Consider the following 26,226-nt stretch of genomic DNA (forward strand, 5'->3'; position numbering starts at 1 on the left):
TAATACATCTTTAATTATTAATTCATTCCTTTTGGTCTATAGAAAGGAGACTCGAAATGGAACTGCTCCAGTTAAAATACTTTCAGACAGTTGCACGACTAGAACACATGACAAAGGCAGCTGAAGAATTGCATATCGCGCAACCTTCACTCAGCAAAACAATTGCTAGACTCGAAAAGGATTTAGGAGTCCCTTTATTTGATCGCCAAGGCCGACAGATTACTTTAAATTCTTTCGGAAAAGTATTTTTAAAACGAGTAGAACGTATTTTTCATGAATTAAGTGAAGGAGAACGAGAAATTAAAGATTTAGCCGAATTACAACAAAGCTCTATTACACTGGCCGTTTCTATTCCAAGAATATTACCAGAACTACTTGGCTCTTTTTTACTAGAACATCCTAACGTTCGATTCCAACAATTTCTTGCATCCACTCCTTCTATGAAACGACAACTAGATAATATAGAAATTGACTTTTGTATCTCCTCTGTGCCAATTGAAGGTGAGGAGATTGTTTGGGAACCACTTATTACAGAAGAAATTTTCTTAGTCGTCCCTTCAGGCCATCGTTTATCAGGCCGAAAAAATATCCACCTGCATGAAGTAAAAAACGAACCGTTTATTAGTATGAACACTGGCTATGGATTTCGACACTTAACGGATGAATTTTGCAAAGAAGCTGGTTTCACTCCGCATATTGCTTTTGAAGTAGATGAACCGACCGTGATTAGCGACCTCATTAAGCAAGGTCTCGGCATCGCTTTTGTTCCAAGTTTAACTTTATTAAAAAACTCTACTTTAGCATCAAGCAAGTTGCGTATTATTGAACCCAATTGTCAGCGAACCATCGGATTAAGTTGGTCAAAAAAACGCTACTTATCAAAAACAGCTCAGCAATTCCGTGAATTCGTGATTGATTACTTCTCCAACATTAGGACGTAAAATTATATCAACAAATAAAAGTTGCCACCCTCATATGGTGGCAACTTTTATTGTTCACTCTTTTTTAATTCCATTTCAGCTAAAAGTGGTAGTACATTATCAAAAATATGCGTATTATTATTTTCACCTGTTACATATCCACCGTAATATCTACTAAATACGTTATCATTTCGGAATGTGGCCATATGATCATACAATTCTTTCGCAAACTTTTTATCACCTGTTTGTAGTACGTACAAAATCGTTAATCCGTATGCGGCTGGCGATTCATAATTCACAGTTTGTTTTCCCGTTTCTAAATTGTAACGACCGTATAGCTTTCCATCCTCCTGGAATTTCTTCTTTATAAATTCCAAATAAGCAGTTGATGAAAGACCACCTAAACTTCGATGATATGCAACGTATGATTGGTCAATAAGATTCACTTCTTTATCGTACGTAAATGTACCATCTTCTTTATACTCTTTCGGGAATGCCCAGCCATGCCTTGGATAGTCCGCTAAAAATTGAACGACTTCCTGATATTGCTGAGCAGAAACTTTGTCGTACTTCTTCATATAGGAGAATGCACGTGGATTTATGTATGATGTTGTTACAAAATTATTTTGTTTCCCTGCATCTGCATCATAATAATCAACATAATAATTATCTTTTTTATTATAACGAAGTACAGCATCACTTAATTGATCGGCAAGGTTTTTATAACGCTCTTCCTTATACATTTCATAAGCACGATATAATTGTTCTATAATACGAAGATCATCTATAAGTGCATTTGTAGCTGACTGCCTCTCTCCCTTTTCAGAGAGTTTCCATAAAACGATATGATTCTTATATACGAAATTATCTTGAATAACCTTTACTTGCTCATCAAATAACGCCTGATCATCTTTATCAAGTGTATATTGTAACCATAATCCCGCTGATTCTGATAAAGCTTCACGTCCCTTTGCTTCACCCGTACCTGCCTTAGTATCTACTAAACGGTACGTGGCAAGCGTTCCATTGTCATTCACCATATGTCTTAAAATAAAATTTTCTGTACGGTTTCCTTGTAAAGCTGACCAAAATACAATTCCACCTAAAGCGATCAAGAAGATAATTCCAATCCCTATATATAAACGTTTCCGCAATCTTTTCACCTCCCTAGTAAGGCTAACCTTAATTTTATCAGAACATACATAAATTTAAAAAAGACAATCCACTAGATTGTCTCCCCCATTTCTATCCCTCGTAAACCTCTTTAGAAGGTTTATATAGCGATTGTACAAGCCGATCATATTCACGACGTGTAATCTCTTTATTATATAGCTTCAATAATAAATCTCTATGCTCTTTTGAAAATGCCATCTTTTTAATGACTTCAGGATACATAAAACACCCTCTCCATTTCACATAAACTTCTTCTTTTCGAAAAATAGAACTTATGTTCGCATAAAAGATTATAAAAGATTCCTGTAAAAAAACAAACAAAACATGAGAAACTATTTATTTCTTTCTATTCAAAATATTACAACATTATATTATCATATTCACTTTTTAAATACATATATATTTTTGGTAGTTTTTTTGAATAAATCTTCCAATTCAATCAGAAAATAATGGCAAAAAAGAAGAGGAGTTTACATATGGATACGGTAACATTAGCAAGAGCATTTTTTGGTTCTTCATTAGCATTCCACATTATTTTTGCAACACTTGGCGTCGGACTTTCATTGATGATTTTTATAAGCGAAATACTCTATCACTGGAAGAAAGACTCCGACTATGCCATTATGGCGAAAAGATGGACAAAGGCGTTTGCTATTCTTCTCGGTGTAGCAATTCCAACTGGAACAATTGTTGGTGTGCAAATCTCACTTCTTTGGCCTGGTTTCGCCAAAATTGTTGGGCAAGTTATTTCTGTTCCCTTCCAAATTGAGATTTTCGCCTTCTTTTTGGAGGCTTTATTCATGTCGATTTACGTATATGCAGCTGATAAACTTCCTCCATTTATGAGATTAATCTCGCTATTTTTCGTCATGCTTGGTGCCACGGCATCCGCCGTGCTTATTACATCAGCAAATACATGGATGAATACACCAGCAGGCTTTTCAATGAATCCAGATGGATCTGTTTTTAACGTTGATCCGTGGAAAGCTTTCTTTAATCCAAGTTTTGGCACAAGTGCATTTCATGTCGTTATTACGGCTTATGCAACCGGTGCGGCTGTCATTGCTTCTATTGCTGGATTTAAATTATTGAAGAAAAATTTAAGTACACGTGAAATTGCTTATCATAAAAAAGGGCTGCTATTAGGGCTTGTCGTTACATTTATTACAGGCGCTACGATGTGGCTTTCAGGACATGAATCAGCGATTGCCTTACATAAACACTCACCTGAAAAACTTGCATCTGCTGAAGCTTTATTTGAAACGACATCACACGCACCGCTATCCATTGGCGGAGTTGTGGATCCTAATACACTTGAACTAAACTATGCACTTGAAATTCCAAACATGCTTAGCTTATTAGTGGGACTAGACCCTAGCACTGTCGTAAAAGGACTAAACGAATTCCCACAAGAAACATGGCCACCATTTTATACACATACACTATTCAACTTAATGGTAGGAACTGCTGCGTTTACCTTTGCTGTTGCAACAATTGCACTCTTATATTGGTATTTCGTGTACCGAAAAAAGGGAACAGAACTACCGAAGTGGCTACTTTGGGGGGCTGCCGCATGCGGACCAATTATGATGCTCGGTATTGAATTCGGATGGATTTTCAGTTGTAGCGGTCGTCAACCATGGACAATTTATGGTATGCAACGTACCGTCGATGCATCTACACGCGCCGATTTCGTCGGTCCTTTATTTGTTTTGTTCATCATTTTGTATATTGGACTCGCTATTTTAACAGTCATTGTTCTACGGACATTCTTTAGAAGACATCCATTAAAGAATGATTTACAACACCAAGGAGGCGATTCTCATGTATGAGGAAAGTATTGCAATCATCATCTTATGGGCCCTTATTTTCGTATACAGTATACTAGGGTCCATTGATTTTGGCGCTGGTTTTTGGGGCATGGTATACGCAAAACATCCGACGCTCGCTGCTAAACTTGCGAATCGGTACTTATCACCAACTTGGGAAGTAACAAATACGTTTCTCGTTTTCGTCGTTGTCGCATTTCTCGGCTTCTTTCCAAAAGCGGCCTTTACTCTTGCGACAGTAATGTTCGTACCAGTTATGTTAATTTTAGTGCTCATTGCAGTACGTAGTACATTTATGGTATTTGCTTACTCCTTGCCAAAATACCAATACCTTCTTCGGGTTATTTCAGGTATTACTGGTCTATTAATTCCAGCACTATTAATTACCGTTTTACCCGTTACAGAGGGAGCCTATATTACAATGTCTGAAGGAAAGGAAGTACTCCTATATGGAAAACTTCTTTCTAGCCCAGTTATCTACTGTTATATGCTCTTCGGACTAACTTCTGAACTATTTCTCTCCTCTCTCTTTCTTGCTGATTTTTCGAGAGAACAAAGTTCAGAAGATACGTATAGAATTTATAGAAGAAATGCTATCATCCTTGGTCCTGCAACGCTCGTTACGGCAATTATTGCCCTCGTTGTAATGGATCCAGAAACACATTGGGTTATGCAAGGATTAATAAAGCAATTCCCGTGGTTTACAGTTTCTATTGTTTTATTCGTTATCGGATACTCGTCCCTTTGGTGGACAAACAAAAAGTACAATACACTAGGATACCCTCGCATTGCCGTTTTAGCTGTCGTCGCTCAATATGCATTTGCAAGCTATGCTTACGGGGTCGCGCATTTACCGTATATTATTTATCCTGACGTAACTGTATTTACAAGCTTTACAACGAAAGAAACGTTCTATGCACTGCTCATTCTATACGCAATTGGGATTGCAATTTTATTACCAGGATTTATTTTCTTCTGGAACTTATTCTTGAAGGATCGTACTTTTTTGAAGGAAAAATAATATAGCATTGGAGTCTGTTCCAAAAGGCATTTTGGGATGGGCTCCTTTTGTCGTGTTTTGTCGATAAGTCGATATATTTTAAAAATCGCTGATATATTTTGAGGTGCGCCGATATATTTCAATAATCGCTGATATATTTTAACTTGCGCCGATATATCTCAATAATCGCTGATATATTTTAACTTGCGCCAATATATCTCAATAATCGCCCATATAAATTTCATTTACTATCTTACTGCCCAATAATTTATAGACTCCTCTCATAATAGTTATTTCACTATTCGTGACACTTGTCCTTTAGCATGAAAAACACATATTCGGTTCATCTCGTTATACGTCTAGTTCTTCTTATTTTTTGCTGAATATACTACCAATATAAACTTGAGACAAGCTACATCTGTTCAAGGGAAAATAGAAAGGTAGGCAAAATATGAGCATTGAAATATGGATTACTATTATTGTATTTTTCTTAACGATGATCGTTATCTTTTGGCGACCTCGCGGCTTAAATGAGGCATGGCCAGCAGCAATCGGAGCTGGTATCATCATAATTACTGGACTTGTATCAAAACCAGACATCATGGATATTATAAGTAAAATTGGCGGTGCTTCCATAACAATATTAGCAACTATTGTTATGGCAGTTATATTAGAAAGCTTCGGCTTCTTCCATTGGTCCGCAGCGAAACTGGCAAATCTAGCGAAAGGTTCTGGACGCCGTCTATACTGGTATATTCAATTATTATGTTTTCTTATGACTCTTTTATTTAATAACGACGGTAGTATTTTAATTACAACTCCCATTTTAATTCTTCTTCTAAAAAACCTTCAATTAAAACCACATCAACAAATTCCTTATTTATTAAGTGGTGCTTTAATCGCTACGGCATCTAGTGCACCAATTGGTGTAAGTAATATCGTAAATTTAATCGCATTAAACATCGTCCATATGACTCTTTATATGCATACCGCTATGATGTTTGTACCTGCAACATTAGGCTTATTATTTATGTCATGGCTCATGTATACAGTTTTGAAGAAAAAACTTCCGAAAAAATTACCTGTTTCTTCATATGATATTGAAGAAATTTTCTTCACGAAAAACTTCCATCCACTAAAAGGAAATAATTCTGTCGATACGAAACAAAAACGGACAAGATTCATGTTAAAAGTATTAGGTTTCGTCTTCCTGATGCGCTGTCTTCTATTCGTTGCATCCTTCTTATCCATCCCAATTGAAATCGTTGCAGTACTTGGTTCACTCGTTCTTCTCATTTGGAGATGGTACTACTTACGAACAAATCCTGTCGACATTTTGAAAAAGACACCGTGGCACATTTTAATTTTCGCCTTCTCTATGTACGTCATTATTTACGGACTACACAACGCAGGATTAACAGCTGCACTTGTACAATGGCTCGAGCCAGTTGTGAATCAGCATCTACTCTATGCTAGCTTTGCAATGGGCGGACTTGTATCCATCCTCTCTAACGTCTTCAATAACCATCCTGCCCTTATGATTGGTACAATCACATTAACAGAAATGGGACTAGATCCAGTCACATTAAAAACTATCTATCTTGCAAACATCATTGGTAGTGACATCGGTTCACTATTACTACCAATTGGTACGCTAGCTTCACTCATTTGGATGTATATTCTGAAACAAAACAAAATTAAAGTAAAATGGAAAGACTATTTAAGTGTATCCCTTATCGTTATCCCGCTCACAACAGTCGTCACACTATTCCTCTTATTCTACTGGGTACATCTCTTCTTCGCCTTATAAACAACAGAAGCCCCATTTGCTACCGTCTTAGCAAATGGGGCTTCTTCTATAATAAAGTTAGGTACTACAGTGTGATCAATCAAGTAAAGAGGTGTAACATGTTATTGATATAAATGACTACCAGCTTCTTTAAATTCTTCTGCTTTCTCTTTCATTCCTTTTTCAATTGCTTCTGTCGTTTCTAAATCATTTTCTTTTGCATATTCACGAATATCATGTGAAATTCTCATACTACAAAACTTCGGTCCACACATTGAACAGAAGTGAGCTGTCTTTGCCCCTTCTGCAGGCAACGTTTCATCATGATATTCCATCGCACGTTCAGGATCTAAAGATAAATTAAATTGATCGCGCCAACGGAATTCGAAGCGTGCTTTTGAAAGTGCATCATCACGCTGATGAGCCGTTTTATGTCCTTTCGCAAGATCAGCCGCATGCGCTGCAATTTTGTACGTAATAACACCCGTGCGTACATCATCTTTGTTTGGCAAACCTAAATGTTCTTTCGGCGTTACATAACAAAGCATCGCTGTTCCAAACCAGCCAATCATCGCAGCTCCAATTGCAGATGTAATATGGTCATAACCTGGTGCAATATCTGTCGTTAGTGGCCCAAGTGTGTAAAACGGCGCGCCCTGACAAATATCAAGCTCTTTCTCCATATTCTCTTTAATTAAGTGCATCGGTACGTGTCCAGGTCCTTCAATCATAACTTGCACATCATGTTTCCAAGCAATTTTTGTTAATTCACCAAGTGTTTCAAGCTCAGAAAACTGTGCTTCGTCATTTGCATCTGCAATAGACCCTGGACGTAATCCATCTCCAAGAGAGAACGAAACATCATACTGCTTCATAATTTCACAAATCTCTTCAAAGTGAGTATATAGGAAGTTTTCTTTATGATGGAATAAACACCACTGTGCCATAATCGAACCACCGCGCGAAACGATACCTGTCGTACGCTTTGCCGTGATTGGAATATAACGAAGCAATACACCAGCGTGAATCGTAAAGTAATCAACGCCTTGCTCCGCCTGCTCAATTAACGTATCACGATATACTTCCCACGTTAAATCTTCTGCAATTCCGTTTACTTTTTCCAGCGCTTGATAGATCGGTACAGTTCCAACTGGTACAGGCGCGTTACGAATAATCCACTCACGCGTCGTATGAATATTTTTACCTGTAGATAAATCCATAATCGTATCCGCACCCCAGCGCGTTGCCCATGTCATCTTCTCTACTTCTTCTGCAATCGAAGAAGATACAGCTGAGTTTCCGATATTCGCGTTTACCTTCACATGAAAATTACGCCCGATGATCATCGGTTCAGCTTCTGGATGATTAATATTCGCTGGTAAAATAGCGCGGCCTTCTGCGATTTCCTTACGAACAAACTCCGGCTCTACCCCTTCACGAATCGCAACATATTCCATCTCAGACGTAATAATGCCATTACGTGCATAGTGCATTTGCGTAACATTTGCACCTTGCTTTGCTCTAAGTGGCTGGCGATCCATTTGCGGGAAAACAGGTGTATGCTTCGAAGCTACTTTCACACCGTCATCCTCTGGTTTCACTTCACGCCCTTCGTATGCTTCTACATCACCACGCCCCATAATCCAAGAGTGGCGCGGCGTTGGAATTCCTTTTTCCAACTCGACCTTATACGCAGGATCTGTATAAGGACCGCTCGTATCATACACACGGATTGGTGGATTTGGAACGCCATTCGTTTCGCTTTGTTCAATCTCACGCATCGGCACTTTCATACCTTCTCGTGGTCCATCCACATATACTTTCTTACTCCCTGGTAAACTCGACTTCAATTCAATTTGCTCAGCTGAAACAGATTGTTTCATAAATTTTGTTGCCCCCCTGTTCGTGACAAGGACAAGATATGGCCAGCGCATGCCAAAATAAAAAGAGCCAGGTCCATAAAAAAATAAGGACCTGGCTCATAAAGACATCATTATGTAAAGCCGTTAACTTCCCTACGCTGGTACGAGCCAGATCAGGTCCAAAGGGTTAAGAAGTTCACGCGCTTCTCTCTCAGCCTACGCATACGTTAGGCACCCCTAGTTTATCACTGATTTAATTTTCAATACTTTCCCATCATACACGATAATCTGAAAAATGAAAAGTTTATTTCTTTTGCTCTTTACGGAATCATCCACGTTAAATAATACGCTTGCACATACGTCATAATACCAACAATAATTACGAAGAATAAGCTATGCTTCACTGTAAAACGGAACAAATCCGATTCTTTTCCAGCAAGACCAACCGCCGCACAAGCGATCGCAATCGACTGCGGGGAAATCATTTTCCCTGTTACACCGCCTGTTGTATTTGCTGCAACAAGAAGCACTTCAGATACGCCGACTTGCTGCGCTGTAATGGCTTGTAAATTTGAGAACAGTGCATTCGCAGACGTATCAGACCCTGTTAGGAATACGCCAATCCAGCCTAAGAATGGTGAGAAGAACGGGAATAGTCCGCCAGTTCCGGCTAATGCTAACGCTAACGTAGAAGATAGACCAGAATAGTTTGCGATAAATGCAAACCCTAGTACGAATCCGATAGATAGAATTGGCACTTTTAATTCGCTTAACGTTTCTTTAAATGTCACTACTGCATCTTTTACATTCATTTTCAAAATAAACATGGAAATGATACAAGCAATTAAAATCGCTGTTCCAGTTGCCGATAATACATCAAACTTCAAAATTGCCTCGTAAGGCGTTGCTTTATTTACAATTGGCTCTGCTTTCATTACTAAATTATGCAGACCTGGAATTTCAAACTTAAATACAAGACTTTCTAAAGCCCCTCCTGGAGCGAATAATGCCTTAAAGAAACTTTGGCTCCAAATGACTACCATAACCGTTAATACGATAAATGGAGACCATGCTTTCACTACTTTTCCAAACGTTAATTTCGGCATCGATGCCGCTGTCGTTGTTACTGCTACTTCACTATTTGCTTGCCCGGATTGATAAATTTCTTTCGGCTGCCAAACTTTTAAGAACAGCGCTAAACTAATTAAACTTACAAGTGCCGATGTAATATCCGGAAGTTCCGGTCCTAAAAATGTCGCTGTAATGAACTGCGTAATCGCAAATGAACTACCGGCTACAAGTAACGCAGGCCACGTTTGTCTTATACCTTTAAATCCATCCATTAAAAATACGATAAAGAATGGAACAAATAATGATAGGAACGGTAATTGATGCCCAGCCATTTGTCCAATTTTATGTGGATCAATACCTGTTACTTGTCCAGCAACTGTAATCGGAATTCCCATCGCTCCGAACGCCACTGGTGCAGTATTTGCAATCAAACAAAGACCTGCTGCGTATAAAGGATTTAACCCAAGACCCGCAAGAAGCGCTGCTGTAATCGCTACTGGTGCCCCAAATCCTGCCGCTCCTTCTAAAAATGCTCCAAATGAAAATCCAATTAAAATAACGAGTAGACGATGATCGTTCGTAATCGATAATACCGATGCACGAATCACATCAAATTGACCTGTTTTCACAGAAATTTTATATAAAAATACGGACATAATGATAATCCAAGCAATTGGCCATAACCCATACAAAAAACCGTACCCGGTTGCTGCCATTGCCATCGTGAACGGCATTTTATAAGCGAATAACGCTACTAAAACTGTAAGTACAACTGTAATAAATCCTGCCACATACCCCTTCATGCGGAAAACTGCTAAAGCTAAGAAAAAAAAGATAATCGGAATAAGTGCGACCGCTGCCGAAATCCAAATGTTTCCGAATGGATCATAAACTTGTGTCCATGTGTTCATTGTTCTCTCCCCCTAAAGAATCCCCTTTTAAATAGAATAACCTCATCAATAGACTATCAGGTCATCATACCTTTAAGCCTAAAATAAAAAAACGTTTAAGAAAACGTTTTCAACAACTTTCATTTATACTGTACCATAACAATTTCTATTAAAAAAGATTTTTTTGAAAATTTTATTATTTAACAGAAAATCTTACAAAATCGTCACGTTCTTGTAATGTTCATCGATAGGAAGTTTGCCAAAATTATTGCATAATAATAGTATAACAACAGAAATTATTCATGAGGTGATATATATGAACGGAAATAAAATATTAGCTGCGTTATCATACTTTAGTGTACTATTTGCCCCTATCTTATTCCCTATTATCGTTTGGATCGTGGGAGACGCTGAAACAAAACCACATGCAAAACGTGCTCTATGGACGCACATCATTCCAAGTATCGCTACATTCATTGGCGTAACTATTCTAGGAATTATGGGTCTTGGATCTGATCAACCAGATGTAACACTTGGAATTGGATCAATGATTGTCTTAGCTATTTGCGGAATCATCAGCTTATACTACTTCATCTGGAACATTGTAAAAGGAATTAAAGTGCTGAAAGCTTAATTTTAAACAAATTTTTGTTTAAAAAGGGCCCCTTGCAATTTGCAAGGGGCCCTTTTCCTAATTCGTTCACTTTATCTTCTGCGTTTCTTCTTTTTTCTCATCATTTTCTTTCGGCGCGTATTCACTTTATCCGCTATAATGTGGAGCGTACTTGCCACAACAATTCCCATTAAGAACGTTACAATTTCAACCTCATGCTTCTTCGCAATTTCTATTAAATTACCATCCAGTGCGATTACATTTAATAGTAATAAAAATGGAGAAAAGACGATTAACATGTACGCAATACGAATTACATCACCAAGTATAATCGTATGTGTAAAGAAAGATCGATGCGGCATTACTTTCTTATAAGGATACCAAAATATACGTAAGAAACCCCATTTGTTATAAGCATTACTGTACGTATCTAAATCTGGTGTTAAAAATGAAGTACCTACTAAAAAACCAATCGCAAAAGTTAATAAAAAATCAAAATTTGTTAATCCATACGAAAAGAGCAAAAACAAAACAACCGGAAGGGATATTAAGTTTATTTTCGTATGCGTTCTTCCTGATGGCATAATGCACTTCCTCGCTTACGTTCGTCCTGTCACCTTATGACAGGTTTCACCTATTGACCTAATTTCTGATCGATAAATGTTGTGTCTACATCCGAACCAAACCATTCTGCCAACTTCACTCGTGCCTTATCTTTCACATCTTCATTGACGTATAACGACACCTGTATTAGTGCGGCCGTTAACGCCCCCAAATCATCCGTATAGCCAATTCCAGCAATGAAATCTGGAATCGCATCAATCGGTGCAATAAAATAAGCAAGTGCTCCAATTACAATAATTTTCACTCGTTTTGGAACATCGGGTCTTTGCAAAACGTAAAACAGTAATAAACTTGCATAAATGACAGATTGCCCTGCTTGCTTTGCAACATGTTTTACTTTCTTCCAAAACGCTTCAACTGAAAATTTTTGTTTCATGTAAAAAGCCTCCCTATTTTTAAAAAGAAATAAGCTACAATATGTTATCAGTAAAAGTTCATGGAAATTACACAAAACCTATCAATGAACTTTTATTGTAACAAACAAACCAAAAAAGAACAAGTGTTCGTTAATTTTCACACTATTTCCTTCATATAATAGATTTCTAGATAACCCTTACCCATCTTCATTTCTTATTTCTCAACAAAGAAAATTTTCACTTCCACTTAACATTCTGCTCTACCTTTGTTATATTTTCTAGTTGACGGACATATAAACGAATGTTAAAGTTTTCTCTGGTAGTGACAAATCTTATACAAAAAATGTAAAATGTTATAGTGTTTCTCAGAAATGAATTTTGTTGTATAATACAGAAATGACGTTATGCTTATGAGCAACAAAAGAAACCAAAAGGGTATGCATAGTTATAGTCGTATATGGGTGAATATAGAACCTTTAATTATGGCCAAGAAAACTATGTATTTTTTATTTTAGCATTTTTCGCTCCAAAATCGACCAAGCCTGATAGAGAAAGGGTGGAAATGAATGAAAGAAACCTTGAAATCACAATTTCAAAATGTGCGTTTCACTGTATTCGTAGCTTTAGCCTTATGGCTGAAAACTTACCTTATTACACGCACAAGCTTTGATTTAAAACTTGAATCTTTCATGCAAGAATTCATTTTATTCCTTAGCCCATTAGCAGCATCATTACTGCTTGTTGGTCTTGCATTATTTGCAAAAGGGAAAAAACGTAACTATATAGCACTTGGAATTAATTTTGTCTTAACAATCGTTCTTGTTGGTAACGTAATGTTCTACGGATTCTACAATGACTTCGTTACATTACCGGTGCTAGGACAAACATCTAACTTCGGAAGTTTAGGTTCTAGTGTGAAAGAATTATTTAACTACAAAATTATTCTTGCATTTGCAGACATTATCGTTTTCTTCGTTCTATTAAAGAAAATGAAGAACTTTGCACCTACAGAGCGTGTAGCACGCCCGATGCGTTCTCTATACTTCGTATCAACAGTTGCTATTTTCTTCGCAAACTTAGGACTTGCAGAAGCTGAACGCCCAGAACTATTAACACGTTCATTCGACCGCGTTATGCTTGTTAAAAACTTAGGATTATATGTACATCAAGTATACGATCTTGGCTTACAAGCAAAATCAAGTTCACAAAAAGCGTTCGCTGACGGTAGTAAATTACAAGAAACAGAAAACTACGTAAAAACAACACAAAGTAAACCAGATCCAAATATGTTCGGTACTGCAAAAGGGAAAAACGTAATTGTTGTCTCTCTTGAGTCATTACAAACATTCTTAATTGGTGCAACAGTTAATGGACAAGAAGTTACACCATTCTTAAACCAATTTACGAAAGAAAGTTATTACTTTGATAACTTCTTCCATCAAACTGGTCAAGGTAAAACATCTGATGCTGAATTCCTAGTAGATACTTCGTTATATCCACTAGACCGCGGTGCTGTATTCTTCACACACGGTAACAATGAATATACAGCAACTCCAGAAATTTTACGTCAGCAAGGGTATCACACGTCGGTATTCCACGCAAACAACGCAACATTCTGGAACCGTAACATTATGTATCCAGCACTTGGTTATGATCGTTACTACAACGAGCTTGACTACAAGATTACGCCAGAAACAAAATTAAACTGGGGATTAAAAGATATCGAGTACTTCGATCAATCTATTGATATGTTAAAACAAGTGAAGCAACCATTCTATACTCGCTTCCTTACTTTAACGAATCATTACCCATTCACTTACGATGACAGTACAAAATTAATCGATGAATACAATTCTGGTGATGGAGTATTTGACCGTTACATGGTAACTGCTCGTTACTTAGACGAAGCAATGAAACACTTTATTGAGCGTCTAAAAGCAGAAGGTATTTACGACAACTCAGTAATCGTATTCTACGGTGACCACTACGGTATTTCTGAAAACCATAACCGTGCAATGGCACAGTTCTTAGGAAAAGAAGAAATCACTGCATTTGACCATATGAACTTACAAAAAACACCGATGTTTATTCACGTTCCAGGTCAAAAAGAAGGTAAAACAATTTCGAAACCAACTGGTGAAATTGACATTAAACCAACTATTCTAAACTTACTTGGTGTAGATTCTACAAATGACGTTCGATTCGGTCATGATGTATTCTCACCTGATAATAAAGGATTCGTTGTTCTTCGTGACGGTAGCTTCGTTACAGATAAATACATGTACACAAACAGTACATTCTATGACCGTGCTACTGGCGAAGTTGTACAATTACCGAAAGAAGAATCCCAGCCACTAATTGATCGTGCCCAAAATGAATTGAACATGTCTGATAAAATCATTGAAGGTGACTTACTTCGCTTCTCTGAAAGTAATAAGATCAAAACTGGTGAAGTAAAAACAGTTATTAAAGAAGAAAAGAAGAGCGCTGAGTAATCTCAGCCTCTTTTTTATTTTCTTCCATACAACTACTTATATTCATTAACTTTAAAATTACATAACCTTTACCAAATATTCACATAGTGTTAATGAAGAATCTCTATAATAAAATATGTAAACGAGGTTCTACATATTTCTTATCTCTCATCTTTCGTAAGATCCCTTAAAGAAATGTGTAAATCTTTTGTTTCTACTTTCTTATAATTGTCTTTCAACTTGTTTTGTTTCCATACACAAAGCATTCAACGAGACAATGTCCCTATGAAAGATAGCTACCCTCCTTGTGCAGCATTCCATAAGAATGTTGCTTTTTTTTATTTAAAAGCAGGATTCTCATTTCTTATTTTCGAATTTGTATATACAAAATGCTGTAAAGTGAAACTTTAATCAGCCCTCATCAATCGGGCATTTACGGGCAGTGATTCGCCCACTTCACTTCTTTGCTCTACCCGAATTTGTAAGTAGGGGCTTTACTGCCGTTAATGCGGGGTAGATCATCCTTATTTCTCTATGATTTACAAATACATATATGGTCATATGTAGAGAATTGCTCACATAAAAATTACTATAGTGATTTTTATCTCGCATGAATGAAAGTTTCACGTTACTTACGTACTTACGAAAGGATGGGACGGAAATTGGCATACGAAAAATTTGTACTTTGGAATGATGAAGTTATTGATACAACAAAACAACAAACGTACATAGAACTTGAAGAGAGAGGTTCGCAGTTCGGAGATGGTGTCTATGAGGTTATTCGCCTATATAAAGGGAACTTTCATTTATTAGATCCGCACATAACGAGATTATATCGATCCATGGAAGAAGTAGAATTATCGCTCCCTTTCTCAAAAGCTGAGCTCATCACTTTACTTTACAAATTAATTGAACGAAACCATTTCCACGAAGATGGCATCATTTATTTGCAAGTATCTCGTGGTGTACAAGCTCGCACACATGTATTTTCATATGACAACCCTCCGACAATTTATGCCTATATTACAAAAAAAGAACGACCAGCTTTATGGATTGAATATGGTATACGCGCTATATCAGAACCCGATACTCGATGGCTACGCTGTGACATTAAATCATTAAATTTATTACCAAACGTACTAGCTGCTACGAAAGCTGAACGGAAAGGCTGTAAAGAGGCACTTCTCGTAAGGAATGGTATTGTAACGGAAGGAAGCCATTCCAACTTCTTTTTAATTAAAAACGGAACGCTTTACACACATCCAGCCAATCACCTTATTTTAAATGGCATTATTCGTCAATATGTCCTTTCTTTAGCGAATACTCTTCACATTCCTGTGCAGGAAGAACTTTTCAGCGTTCGTGACGTTTATCAAGCAGATGAATGCTTTTTTACAGGCACAACGATTGAAATTTTACCAATGACCCACCTTGATGGGACCGCGATTCAAGATGGGCAAGTTGGGCCTATCACCAAAAAACTGCAAAAATCTTTTAATCAAATCTTATTACAATCCAATATGGCATCTTCTTAAACACGAATAATTTCTGTCCTTTCATATTCAATATATGCATTTAAATGGAAATCAAGGTGTAATTTTATGCCTTGATTTTTTTCTTGTAATCTTTTTGTCATATTCAGATTCCTATATAAGTCTTGACAGTAATCGACATGCTCTTTAGAATTTTTAACAGTTGGTAAATATTTCTTCACTACATTACAGACAGAAAGGAATCGACAAATTATGAAAAAGTATCTTGCCGGTCTTGCGGCAGTGTCTGTAGCAGGAGGAGCAGCACCTACACTTGATAGTGTTCAAGCTGCACCTGAACAAAATACACAAAAAGCTGCTACAACTGTCCAAGCTTCTGCGTCAAACAACTCATCTTATACGGTAAACGCGAGCGTCTTACATGTTCGTGCGGGATCAAGTACTTCTCACGACATCATCTCACGTGTTTATAACGGTCAATCACTAAACGTGATTGGCGAAGAAAATGGTTGGTTCAAAATTAACATTAACGGAAAAACAGGCTTTGTTAGTGGCGAATTTGTATCAAAAAGTGGAGCAGCAAACAACAATGTAAGCACAGGTGGAAACAATAAAGTTACTGCTGATGTATTACGTGTACGTACAGCTCCTAACACTTCTAGTTCTGTTTCTGGACGTGTATATGCAGGACAAACATTAAACGTAATTGGACAAGAAAATGGTTGGGTGAAAATTAACCATAATGGACAAGTAGGTTATGTAAGTGGCGAATTCGTATCTGGCGTTTCTTCTAATGCAGGTTCTTCAAACAACAATACGAATAATAACAACCAAGAAGTAAAACCAGCAAGCGGAAACTATACAGTAAATGTATCTTCCCTTCGCGTTCGTACAGGTCCTAGCACTTCTCACACAACTGTAGGTTCTGTTACAAAAGGACAAGTAGTACAAGTGGTTGGAGAAGTTCAAGATTGGTTCAAAATCAATTACGCAGGACAAACTGCTTATGTAAGCAAAGACTATGTATCAAAAGGCGGTTCTAACGAAAACGTTACAGAAGGCAACAAACAAGAGCAAAACAATAATAATGGAACTATTCAAACTGGTGGTTCTTACGTGGTTAACGCTACATCTCTACGTGTTCGTACAGGCCCTGCCGCTTACCATAGTGTAATTGGTGGCGTTTTAAATGGTACAACATTAAACGTAGTTGGATCTGAAAACGGTTGGTTTAAAGTAAATTACCAAGGAAAAACAGGCTTTGTTAGTAGCGAATTTGTAAAATTCGTTAAAGGTGGCACTACTACTCCTGAGCAACCAAAACAACCTGAAAAACCTAACCAAGGTGCAATTGGCGACTACTACATTAATGCTTCTGCACTAAATGTACGTAGCGGCGAAGGTACAAATTATAGAATCATAGGCGCACTTCCACAAGGACAGAAGGTTCAAGTAATCTCTGAAAACTCTGGATGGAGCAAAATTAACTACAACGGTCAAACTGGTTATATCGGAACACGTTACCTATCTAAAACACCAGTTGGAGGCGCAGTAGATAATAAGCCTAACAATAACCAAAATAACAATCAAAACAATAGCAACAATAATAATACAGGCAACAATAGCGGCGACAGTTCTTCCGTACTTGCATATGCAAAATCAATGCAAGGTGTACCGTACGTTTGGGGCGGAACTTCTGCTAACGGCGTAGACTGCAGTGGCTACATCTACCACGTATTTAAGAAATTTGGTCATAACATTAGCCGCCAAAGTGTTGCAGGATATTGGAGTAGCCTACCAAAAACTTCAAGTCCACAACCTGGTGACCTAATTTATTTCCAAAACACTTATAAATCTGGTCCTTCTCACATGGGTATTTACCTTGGGGGCGGATCGTTTATCCAAGCTGGAGATAACGGTGTAGCAATCGATTCATTAAGTAAATCTTATTGGAAGAGCCACTTCTTAGGATACACGAAAGCACCTTAATTAATAGTTTCAAAGCCTTCTAGTTTACTAGAAGGCTTTTTTGCTATGAGTTCAACATATTACTCCCTTTCTCCTACCTTCTCTCTACAAAAATAATGTATCCATTCTTCCATTTCATACACTTTATTCTACAAAAACAATGCATAACGTTATCATAATGTATATATTTTCATAAAAAACATAACCTATTTCATGTCTATTTATTTTATATGTGTTTTTTTGAAGAATTTTCTTTTTATTTAAACTTTTCATTAGACGTTTGACCTCCGATGTCCATTATGATAAGTTACTAAAGATGTTATATTCGCAAACGTATAGACAACTGGTTTATACACTGTTTTTACTATGAGGAAGGAGCATACACTGCATGAATCTTTTATGGGGAATTGGCGGCGTGATTGGAGTATTAGCAATTGCTTTCTTACTATCTTCCAACCGCAAAGCTATTAATTGGCGCACAATTTTAATTGCGCTAGCATTACAAATGTCATTTTCATTTATCGTATTACGATGGGATGCTGGTAAAGCAGGTTTAAAACACGCTGCTGACGGTGTTCAAGGATTAATTAATTTTTCTTACGAGGGAATTAAGTTCGTTACTGGGGATTTAGTCAACGCAAAGGGACCTTGGGGATTTGTATTCTTTATTCAAGCACTACTTCCAATCGTATTTATTAGTTCATTAGTAGCAATCTTATATTATTTCGGTATTATGCAGAAATTTGTTAGCATCGTTGGTGGTGCATTAAGTAAACTTCTTGGAACTTCTAAAGCAGAAAGCTTAAACTCAGTAACGACTGTATTTTTAGGACAAACTGAAGCTCCAATCTTAATTAAACCTTACTTAGCACGCTTAACAAATAGTGAATTCTTCACTATTATGGTAAGCGGTATGACAGCTGTTGCTGGATCCGTTCTTGTCGGTTATGCAGCAATGGGTATTCCGTTAGAGCACTTATTAGCAGCTGCAATTATGGCGGCTCCATCGAGCTTATTAATTGCGAAACTAATCATGCCAGAGACAGAAAAAGTAGATAATAACGTTGAACTTTCTACAGAACGTGAAGACGCAAATGTTATTGATGCAGCTGCACGCGGCGCATCTGAAGGTATGCAACTTGTTATTAACGTAGCAGCAATGTTAATGGCTTTCATCGCATTAATCGCTTTATTAAATGGATTATTAGGATGGGTTGGTTCTCTGTTCGATATTAAACTTAGTCTTGATTTAATCTTTGGTTACTTATTATCACCATTCGCAATCTTAATCGGGGTTTCTCCTGGTGAAGCGATACAAGCAGCAAGCTTTATCGGTCAAAAACTTGCAATCAACGAATTCGTTGCATACGCAAACTTAGGACCACACATGGCAGAGTTCTCTGACAAAACAAATCTAATTTTAACATTTGCAATCTGTGGATTTGCAAACTTCTCTTCTATCGCAATTCAATTAGGTGTAACAGGAACGTTAGCTCCTACTCGCCGTAAACAAATTGCACAATTAGGGATTAAAGCAGTTATCGCTGGTACATTAGCGAACTTCTTAAACGCAGCAGTTGCAGGTATGATGTTCCTATAAACTTATATAGAGTCTTCTCTTTCTACAAGAGGAGACTTTTTTCATGCAATCCAAACGTCTTTTATGTATCTATTAATCAATTTATCCTAAATATAGGCACATTATGATACAATAATGTTTAAGTCTTTTTATTTTTCTTATGAAAATAGAGATACTACTTGTTGTTACCCTTCAAAAGAGTTTAACGACATGGTCAATTTCTTAATAATTGCGCATACTACAAGTATCTATTGATGAAATAGCTTTAAGGAGGAAAGTTTTGTGAAAGATAAGTTCTATAAAATCCTCTCTATGTGGATTTTACAAATTGTATTTTATTTTACTACTGTACATGTGACGAAATATGAGCATGCTCTCATTTTTACACTAATATACGTAATCGTAAATGTACTATTCTTATTTTTAGCTGACAAAACAGCATTTATTTTCTTCATACTAGGAACCATTATTTCCGTATTTTATTTGTTCTATCAAGCATGGCTTCACTTATGGAGTACATCAGATCAATGGCAATATATGATTACCCACTTCCTGATGGCAGCTAACTTCTTCATTGTATATATAACAACTCACCTATTGAAAAAAGTGATTCATGAAAATAAAGCTTTAACTGAGCGTGTGAGAACATTGGAACAATATATTGGAGAATCCAAATTACTAACAAGACAAGAATTCGAGAGACGCCAAGCGTTATTAACGACTGCAATGAATCGTCGTAATGAAACAGGCATTATTGTTTACTTTGATTTCACTTCCTTTAGTAAATATACAAAGGAAAGTGTTATGGACCGTGTAGCTTCTTTATTAGTTGAAACGGTAAGGAATGATTTTGACCTTGCTGCTGAATATGATAATAATACGCTAGTTATTTTATTACAAAACACAAATGAAGCTGGTGCTGACATTGTAATGAACCGCCTAAAACCAAAAATGGAGCAATGGCTTGCTGCTGAAGCAATCAAAGATATAAAAATTTCACGCGAGCAAATTGGAAACAAAGGACAGACACTGTTATGATGACTCTCGTTATACTTCTTTTATTCCTTCTGTTTTGCGTACTCGTTTTTTGGATTAGTATCACATTTTCAATTAAATATGTACTTATTTTTACGGCCTTTCTATTCTCTGGCTTACTCGTTTACTACTCTTTCTTAACAATCGCGGGCTTAATTCACCGAAATAGTAAACGAAAATATCGTACGCTAGAACATTATCCGAGCGTCGATATTTTCATACCTGCCCATAATGAAGGCGTCGTTATTAAAGATACTTTAGAGGCGATGGCAAAGATTGAATATCCAGGAAAGCTAACTATTTATTTATTAAATGATAACTCTCAAGATGAAACACCTGAAATCGGAGATGATTTCGACAAAGCTTATGCTCATATTCGTCATATTCGTGTTCCTCCCGGTGAACCGAAGGGTAAATCACGTGTACTAAACTATGGGCTTAGTATTTCAGATGGTGAGTACTTCTGTGTTTACGATGCAGATAACCAACCTGAACCACACGCACTGCGAATGCTTGTAGAACACGCTGAAACAACTGAAGATGCTGTTGGAGCTGTTGGACACGTTCGTACAGTAAACGAAAAAAGAAACTGGTTAACGCGAATGATTTCGCTAGAATTCCAAATCTTCCAGCTCCTTATGCAATCTGGACGCTGGTTACTATTCCAAACGGGCTCGCTGACAGGAACAAACATGCTTCTTCGTCGCTCCGCACTAGAAGAGCTTGGTGGCTATGACCCTTACGCAATTGCAGAAGATGCTGAATTAACATTACGAATTACACAAAAAGGTTATCTCTTACCAATCGTCCCAGAATCAGTTACTTGGGAACAAGAACCAGAGCATTTAAAAATTCTTATTAAACAACGTACACGTTGGCTCCAGGGAAATTTATATATTTTAGAAAAAATGTTCTCATCATTAAGTTTCTTTAAAGGAAAGCTGCTTGTTCATTCCTTACAACAAGTTCTAGTGTATGTTGTATTTTGGCTATTCCTAATCATTTCGAACGTTTGGTTTGTAATTGGGCTACTCGGGATATTCCAAATTCAATATAGCATTCCGCTACTATTTATGTGGTATGTCGCATATATTACATATGTTTCTCAATTATTTAGTGCCCAGAGTGTCGAACGAACCTTTACACCGACTAATATTTTTATTAGCGTTATTATGTACTTTACGTACGCACAGCTCTTTACGTACTTATTTATTCGTAGCTTAATCTTATACTTACGTGCAAAGAGCAAGAAACAAGTCATTGACTGGGATAAAACAGTTCGATTCAAAAAAGATAAATAATAAAAATAAGCACAGAGCGCCGTATGCTCTGTGCTTATTTATTGCCGTATAAATTATATATCAGACAATACCCCTTAGCTGAAAGTAATTTCACGTCCATCCCCCAACGAACGATCGACCTTCATTTATATACGAAAAAGTGATTGCTATTTTTGTAGAACCAATTGCTTCTCTTGCTGTTCTTTGCGCGTTTCAGTCTTAGGTTCCGTGCTTTCTTGGACACTACGATGTGCCACACGTTTCAAACAAATATGCTTCCACTTTCTTTCGTAACGTTTCATTATTCTAGATGTCCCCCTTGAATGCGCTTTAAAACTATTTGAAATCGCTTACAGGAAATAATATAGCACATATATATAAACGTGACAACACATTTCCGACAATTTTTTGTCAAAAATATGAATAGAATTCGTAAGGGATCGAATATTGTCGAAACCTATCGTTTTTTCTTCGTATAAAAGGCATACTACTTATATGGTAAAGTATTTTATTTACCCTACCCGCATTTCAAATTCCTTCTATATAAAGTGAAACTTTCATTAGCCATCACCAATCGGGCTTTTACAAGCAGCTCGATTTATTTGCTTTTGCTGAATTTTGAGGTGGGGTTCTTACTGCTCAGCAAATAGAGGGATAAAAAAAGAGCTGATATGAAATCAGCTCTTTTCCTTCTATTATTAATGACGCTTCATACGTCCTTCTTTTTGTAACTCTTTAAATAATGCTGCCATCATAAAGAAAATAACAAAGACGAACGGGAATGCTGCAATGATAGCTGCCGTTTGTAATGCTTCTAATCCGCCAATATATAATAGCGTAGAAGCTATCGCGGCTAGAACGATACCCCAAATCATTTTAATACGATTTGGTGGGTTTAAACTACCATGTGTCGTTAACATCCCTAAAACGAATGTTGCAGAGTCTGCAGATGTAATAAAGAATGTTGCAATAAGTAAAATACCTAAAACTGATAAAGCTGATCCAAAGCTGCCCATCTGATCGAACATAGCGAATAATCCTACTTCTGTTCCCATCTCTTTCACTTTTTCGAAGATATGTGCATCACCAAACAGCTCCATATGAATACCTGTTCCGCCGAAAACAGAGAACCAAAGTGCACCAATTACGGTCGGCACAAGTAACACACCGATTACAAACTCACGAATTGTACGTCCTCGTGAAACACGAGCAATAAACGTACCTACGAATGGTGACCATGCAATCCACCATGCCCAATAGAAAATTGTCCACGATTGAATCCATTGGTTTCCACCTTCGTCTAATGGACTTAAACGGAAGCTCATGCTTGGTAATTCCTGAATGTAAGAACCGATTGTTGAAGTGAAGTAATTCATAATAAAGTTTGTTGGACCCGCAAATAATACAATAATCATAAGTGCAAACGCAAAAATAATGTTCGTATTACTTAAATATTTAATTCCCTTATCAAGACCTGTTTGTGCAGATAACATGAAAAGAACCGTTACGATTGCAATAATAACTAACTGTGTCGTTAATGAGTTCGGGATAGATGTTAAATAACTAACACCACCCGCAATTTGTTTTGCACCGAGACCTAATGACGTTGCAACACCAAACACAGTTGCAAAAACAGCTAACACATCAAATGAATGAGCAATACGCCCGTGTTCCCCGCCCTTAAATAACGGACCTACTGTCGCACTAATCGTACTTGCTTTTCCTTTTCTAAAGGTAAAGTAAGCAATACATAACGCTACAAACGCATATAGTCCCCAAGGATGTAATCCCCAATGGAAAAATGAAAAACGCAGTGCAAGACGCGCACTTTCCTCAGTTGCACCTTCTCCAAACGGAGGTGCGTATAAATGGTTTAATGGTTCAGCAACGCCCCAGAAAACTAAGCCGATACCCATACCAGCACTAAATAGCATAGCAAACCATGTCATATAACTATAATCAGGTTCGTCATCATCTTTACCTAAACGAATAGAACCGTATTTCGAAACAATTAAAAAGATAGACACACCTAAAATAATAGAAACGGAAATAATATAAAACCAGCCGAACTTACTAACTAATGCAGTTTGAATTGCGGTTGTTACATTTCCTAAACTACCTTTTCCAATAATAGATTCGGGAATAATCCCCCAAATTGTAAATGCAATACATAATGTTAATGAAACGATGAATGTTTTTGTCAGTTTCCTCATCAAATCCCCCTTCGTAGGTTTCGCTTTTGTAAACAACATAAATTCCGATATGTAAAATCGGATAGAAAACTATAATTTTGCGGTGATTTTCTTACTTTCACCTTCACCAATTCGAATTCTTATGGACAGCCTTACCTTTCGTATAACCTTTTCACTCTGCAAGAGCTACAAGCTAGAAATACTGCTGTCAAATTGTGTGAGAAAAACGCGGATAGGAATGTATTTTCCTAAAAAAGGATGTGTTACATATGTAAAAAAGGGCAAATTTCTTCCTTGCAACCCTTTCGTTTTGTAACAATTATGCGGTTTTTTTGCTAGTATATAGCACGTGTTTATAGCTTCACAAACAAAATGTTTATGTTTATATAACTATATTACCCATAAAACGGTAAAATACTCAAGGAATGTAATCGTTTAGTAAACATCATGTAACATTACTGTAACATTTTTATTTACGTCGAAAAAAACATGTTGTATTAAATATTTTGAATATAACTAGAAACCTATGATTCATATAGAATGAAAAACGCTTTCTTATATTTTTTGTTATATTACAGGATATTAACGACTTATTACGAATGGTTTGTAATTGTGTGTTTTCCCCAAATCCGAAAAAATCTGTTGCTATAATGAGGACACGAAAACAAACGCAATGGAGGCTATCATGAAAAAATTAATTGGTATAGCAACAGCAGCAGTTTTTGGTCTTGGGATTTTCACATCATCTGCTAATGCAGAAACTGTTGTAACAACAGATGTACTAAACGTACGCGAAAACCCTACTACGGAATCAAAAGTTGTCGGTAAATTACTAAACGGTAATAAAATAGATGTACAAAATACAGAGAACGGATGGTCAAAAGTTACTTTAGACGGTAAAGACGCATTCGTAAGTGCAGAGTTCACAAAAAGCATCTACTACGTAACAGCTAACGTATTAAACGTACGTGCTGAAGCGAACACAAACTCAGAGGTTCTTGGAAAGTTGAAGAAAGACGATGTAATCGAAACAACGAACCAAGTACAAAATGAGTGGTTACAATTTGAATATAACGGGAAAACAGCTTATGTTCATGTTCCTTTCTTAACAGGTACAGCACCTGTAATTGAGAAACAAGAAACAACGGCTCCTGCTAAAGCTGAAGCACCAGCTAAGGCTCAAACACCTGTAGCACAAGCAAAACCAGCTGCTAAGCCTGCTGTGAAAGCTGCTGAAACTAGCGAACCATCTGGTGGTCGTGAGTTAACAGTTGTAGCTACAGCATATACAGCTCACCCGAGCGAAAACGGTGGCACATATGGCGGCCGTGTATTAACTGCAATGGGTCATGATTTAACTGCGAATCCAAACATGAAAATGATCGCTGTTGACCCGAAAGTAATCCCATTAGGATCTAAAGTATGGGTAGAAGGTTACGGAGAAGCTATCGCTGGAGATACTGGTGGTGCAATTAAAGGTAACCGTATCGATATCTTACTTGGATCAGATAGCGCTGCTCAAAAATGGGGACGCAAAACTGTTAAAGTGAAAATTTTAAAATAACCAATGACTGCTAAATTACAAGCCGGTTCTCTTTATTGAGAGCTGGCTTTTATTTATTTATAATACATATAAGGAGGCTATGCCCATGAATGTACAAGCAAAAGTAGACTGGATTGGTACGCCAAAACCGTACATATATAAAGATGAAGTAACATATAACGCTACGTCTATTGATTTCTCACTCGCTGGCGATGATAACCGCTATAAGTTAATTGTGCTCAAGTCTGAAAACAATACACATTACAAAATTGTGCAATATGGAATAAAACCAGGCTCTCAAAAGCCATTTCCTATCGACATTCCATTTGAACAAAACATGTTACCAATTATAGAGCAGATATTACATGATCCATATGTACAAGAAATATTAAAGGAAACACACTCATAATTGTAAAAAATATATCAACGATTTTTCAATTATATCTATCATAACTTACGATATATCAACGGTTCGACACGAAATATCGATTTAGCTACAAAAAAGAAGCTGTTCAAATATTGAACAGCTTCTCTC

Annotated in this window: 20 protein-coding genes and 1 riboswitch; of the genes, 13 read left to right on the plus strand and 7 right to left on the minus strand. The window is 37.0% G+C overall.

Annotated elements, in window-relative coordinates:
- Positions 1-56: 56 nt before the first annotated feature.
- On the plus strand, positions 57-941 hold the full coding sequence (locus tag N2V80_RS25895) for a LysR family transcriptional regulator (RefSeq protein ID WP_000421928.1): 885 nt from the start codon (positions 57-59) through the stop codon (positions 939-941).
- 47 nt (positions 942-988) lie between these two features.
- Here N2V80_RS25895 and N2V80_RS25900 read toward each other — a convergent pair whose 3' ends face one another.
- Both N2V80_RS25900 and N2V80_RS25905 read right to left on the minus strand, forming a co-directional pair.
- On the minus strand, positions 989-2,074 hold the full coding sequence (locus N2V80_RS25900) for a hypothetical protein (protein WP_001231654.1): 1,086 nt from the start codon (positions 2,072-2,074) through the stop codon (positions 989-991).
- A gap of 91 nt (positions 2,075-2,165) precedes the next feature.
- Positions 2,166-2,315 (minus strand): hypothetical protein, encoded by a 150-nt coding sequence (locus N2V80_RS25905; RefSeq protein ID WP_000283181.1) that lies wholly within the window; start codon positions 2,313-2,315, stop codon positions 2,166-2,168.
- Positions 2,316-2,569: 254 nt separating this feature from the next.
- On the opposite strand from N2V80_RS25905, the gene cydA reads away from it, so the two are divergent.
- The 3 genes from cydA (at position 2,570) to N2V80_RS25920 (ending at position 6,732) form a co-directional block, all read left to right on the plus strand.
- Positions 2,570-3,925, plus strand: coding sequence for a cytochrome ubiquinol oxidase subunit I (gene cydA, locus N2V80_RS25910; protein WP_000381987.1), 1,356 nt, complete (start codon positions 2,570-2,572; stop codon positions 3,923-3,925).
- A complete protein-coding gene (locus tag N2V80_RS25915; protein ID WP_000272788.1) occupies positions 3,918-4,943 on the plus strand; it encodes a cytochrome d ubiquinol oxidase subunit II in 1,026 nt (341 codons plus the stop codon). The genes cydA and N2V80_RS25915 overlap by 8 nt, the downstream gene beginning before the upstream one ends.
- 430 nt (positions 4,944-5,373) lie before the next feature.
- The gene (locus N2V80_RS25920) at positions 5,374-6,732 is read left to right on the plus strand and encodes an arsenic transporter (protein WP_000021120.1); all 1,359 of its coding nucleotides are present in this window, start codon (positions 5,374-5,376) and stop codon (positions 6,730-6,732) included.
- 101 nt (positions 6,733-6,833) lie between these two features.
- Here the strand turns inward: N2V80_RS25920 and thiC are convergent, their stop codons facing one another.
- On the minus strand, positions 6,834-8,594 hold the full coding sequence (thiC, locus tag N2V80_RS25925; protein ID WP_000814479.1) for a phosphomethylpyrimidine synthase ThiC: 1,761 nt from the start codon (positions 8,592-8,594) through the stop codon (positions 6,834-6,836).
- Positions 8,595-8,706: 112 nt separating this feature from the next.
- Positions 8,707-8,822: riboswitch (TPP riboswitch) on the minus strand.
- Between the two features lie 71 nt (positions 8,823-8,893).
- Positions 8,894-10,555 carry an L-lactate permease gene (gene lldP / locus N2V80_RS25930; protein WP_061655220.1) on the minus strand — a complete coding sequence of 554 codons (1,662 nt, stop codon included), beginning with the start codon at positions 10,553-10,555 and terminating at the stop codon, positions 8,894-8,896.
- 295 nt (positions 10,556-10,850) lie between these two features.
- On the opposite strand from lldP, the gene N2V80_RS25935 reads away from it, so the two are divergent.
- Positions 10,851-11,168, plus strand: a complete 318-nt coding sequence (locus tag N2V80_RS25935) for a DUF4870 domain-containing protein (RefSeq protein ID WP_001014099.1) — start codon at positions 10,851-10,853, stop codon at positions 11,166-11,168.
- A 71-nt stretch (positions 11,169-11,239) separates the two neighbouring features.
- On the opposite strand, the gene N2V80_RS25940 is transcribed toward N2V80_RS25935, so the two are convergent.
- Together N2V80_RS25940 and N2V80_RS25945 are read right to left on the minus strand one after the other, a co-directional pair.
- Complete coding sequence (locus tag N2V80_RS25940) at positions 11,240-11,731, minus strand: metal-binding protein (protein ID WP_001139060.1); 492 nt, start codon at positions 11,729-11,731, stop codon at positions 11,240-11,242.
- Positions 11,732-11,781: 50 nt separating this feature from the next.
- Positions 11,782-12,147: a YkvA family protein gene (locus N2V80_RS25945; RefSeq protein WP_061655219.1), complete on the minus strand. Its 366-nt coding sequence runs from the start codon at positions 12,145-12,147 to the stop codon at positions 11,782-11,784.
- A gap of 546 nt (positions 12,148-12,693) precedes the next feature.
- Between N2V80_RS25945 and N2V80_RS25950 the strand changes: the two genes are divergently transcribed.
- From N2V80_RS25950 to N2V80_RS25975, 6 genes are all read left to right on the plus strand, one after another.
- A complete protein-coding gene (locus N2V80_RS25950) occupies positions 12,694-14,622 on the plus strand; it encodes an LTA synthase family protein (RefSeq protein WP_000665358.1) in 1,929 nt (642 codons plus the stop codon).
- 629 nt (positions 14,623-15,251) lie between these two features.
- The gene (locus tag N2V80_RS25955) at positions 15,252-16,136 is read left to right on the plus strand and encodes a D-amino-acid transaminase (RefSeq protein WP_080119342.1); all 885 of its coding nucleotides are present in this window, start codon (positions 15,252-15,254) and stop codon (positions 16,134-16,136) included.
- Between the two features lie 210 nt (positions 16,137-16,346).
- The gene (locus N2V80_RS25960) at positions 16,347-18,083 is read left to right on the plus strand and encodes a C40 family peptidase (protein WP_061655218.1); all 1,737 of its coding nucleotides are present in this window, start codon (positions 16,347-16,349) and stop codon (positions 18,081-18,083) included.
- Between the two features lie 367 nt (positions 18,084-18,450).
- Positions 18,451-19,662 carry a NupC/NupG family nucleoside CNT transporter gene (locus N2V80_RS25965; RefSeq protein WP_001051029.1) on the plus strand — a complete coding sequence of 404 codons (1,212 nt, stop codon included), beginning with the start codon at positions 18,451-18,453 and terminating at the stop codon, positions 19,660-19,662.
- Between the two features lie 261 nt (positions 19,663-19,923).
- On the plus strand, positions 19,924-20,679 hold the full coding sequence (locus N2V80_RS25970) for a diguanylate cyclase (RefSeq protein WP_000653224.1): 756 nt from the start codon (positions 19,924-19,926) through the stop codon (positions 20,677-20,679).
- Complete coding sequence (locus N2V80_RS25975; RefSeq protein WP_061655217.1) at positions 20,676-21,977, plus strand: glycosyltransferase family 2 protein; 1,302 nt, start codon at positions 20,676-20,678, stop codon at positions 21,975-21,977. The genes N2V80_RS25970 and N2V80_RS25975 overlap by 4 nt, the downstream gene beginning before the upstream one ends.
- Positions 21,978-22,654: 677 nt before the next feature.
- On the opposite strand, the gene opuD is transcribed toward N2V80_RS25975, so the two are convergent.
- Entirely contained in the window at positions 22,655-24,169 is a 1,515-nt protein-coding gene (gene opuD, locus N2V80_RS25980) for a glycine betaine transporter OpuD (protein ID WP_001230117.1), read from the minus strand.
- A 664-nt stretch (positions 24,170-24,833) separates the two neighbouring features.
- Here opuD and N2V80_RS25985 point away from each other — a divergent pair.
- Together N2V80_RS25985 and N2V80_RS25990 are read left to right on the plus strand one after the other, a co-directional pair.
- Positions 24,834-25,712, plus strand: coding sequence for a cell wall-binding protein EntA (locus N2V80_RS25985; protein ID WP_000733346.1), 879 nt, complete (start codon positions 24,834-24,836; stop codon positions 25,710-25,712).
- A gap of 85 nt (positions 25,713-25,797) precedes the next feature.
- Positions 25,798-26,100 carry a DUF3910 family protein gene (locus N2V80_RS25990; protein ID WP_001102540.1) on the plus strand — a complete coding sequence of 101 codons (303 nt, stop codon included), beginning with the start codon at positions 25,798-25,800 and terminating at the stop codon, positions 26,098-26,100.
- The last annotated feature ends 126 nt before the right edge of the window (positions 26,101-26,226 follow it).

It is taken from the genome of Bacillus sp. FSL W8-0640 (assembly GCF_038007725.1).
Lineage (GTDB): Bacteria > Bacillota > Bacilli > Bacillales > Bacillaceae_G > Bacillus_A > Bacillus_A cereus.

Bases quoted from the DNA above. Each gene is read 5' to 3' on its own strand.
- N2V80_RS25895 (WP_000421928.1), top strand. From the start codon at position 57: ATGGAACTGCTCCAGTTAAAATACTTTCAGACAGTTGCACGACTAGAA.
- N2V80_RS25905 (WP_000283181.1), bottom strand. From the start codon at position 2,315: ATGTATCCTGAAGTCATTAAAAAGATGGCATTTTCAAAAGAGCATAGA.
- cydA (WP_000381987.1), top strand. From the start codon at position 2,570: ATGGATACGGTAACATTAGCAAGAGCATTTTTTGGTTCTTCATTAGCA.
- N2V80_RS25915 (WP_000272788.1), top strand. From the start codon at position 3,918: ATGTATGAGGAAAGTATTGCAATCATCATCTTATGGGCCCTTATTTTC.
- N2V80_RS25920 (WP_000021120.1), top strand. From the start codon at position 5,374: ATGAGCATTGAAATATGGATTACTATTATTGTATTTTTCTTAACGATG.
- thiC (WP_000814479.1), bottom strand. From the start codon at position 8,594: ATGAAACAATCTGTTTCAGCTGAGCAAATTGAATTGAAGTCGAGTTTA.
- lldP (WP_061655220.1), bottom strand. From the start codon at position 10,555: ATGAACACATGGACACAAGTTTATGATCCATTCGGAAACATTTGGATT.
- N2V80_RS25935 (WP_001014099.1), top strand. From the start codon at position 10,851: ATGAACGGAAATAAAATATTAGCTGCGTTATCATACTTTAGTGTACTA.
- N2V80_RS25940 (WP_001139060.1), bottom strand. From the start codon at position 11,731: ATGCCATCAGGAAGAACGCATACGAAAATAAACTTAATATCCCTTCCG.
- N2V80_RS25945 (WP_061655219.1), bottom strand. From the start codon at position 12,147: ATGAAACAAAAATTTTCAGTTGAAGCGTTTTGGAAGAAAGTAAAACAT.
- N2V80_RS25950 (WP_000665358.1), top strand. From the start codon at position 12,694: ATGAAAGAAACCTTGAAATCACAATTTCAAAATGTGCGTTTCACTGTA.
- N2V80_RS25955 (WP_080119342.1), top strand. From the start codon at position 15,252: ATGGGACGGAAATTGGCATACGAAAAATTTGTACTTTGGAATGATGAA.
- N2V80_RS25960 (WP_061655218.1), top strand. From the start codon at position 16,347: ATGAAAAAGTATCTTGCCGGTCTTGCGGCAGTGTCTGTAGCAGGAGGA.
- N2V80_RS25965 (WP_001051029.1), top strand. From the start codon at position 18,451: ATGAATCTTTTATGGGGAATTGGCGGCGTGATTGGAGTATTAGCAATT.
- N2V80_RS25975 (WP_061655217.1), top strand. From the start codon at position 20,676: ATGATGACTCTCGTTATACTTCTTTTATTCCTTCTGTTTTGCGTACTC.
- opuD (WP_001230117.1), bottom strand. From the start codon at position 24,169: ATGAGGAAACTGACAAAAACATTCATCGTTTCATTAACATTATGTATT.
- N2V80_RS25985 (WP_000733346.1), top strand. From the start codon at position 24,834: ATGAAAAAATTAATTGGTATAGCAACAGCAGCAGTTTTTGGTCTTGGG.
- N2V80_RS25990 (WP_001102540.1), top strand. From the start codon at position 25,798: ATGAATGTACAAGCAAAAGTAGACTGGATTGGTACGCCAAAACCGTAC.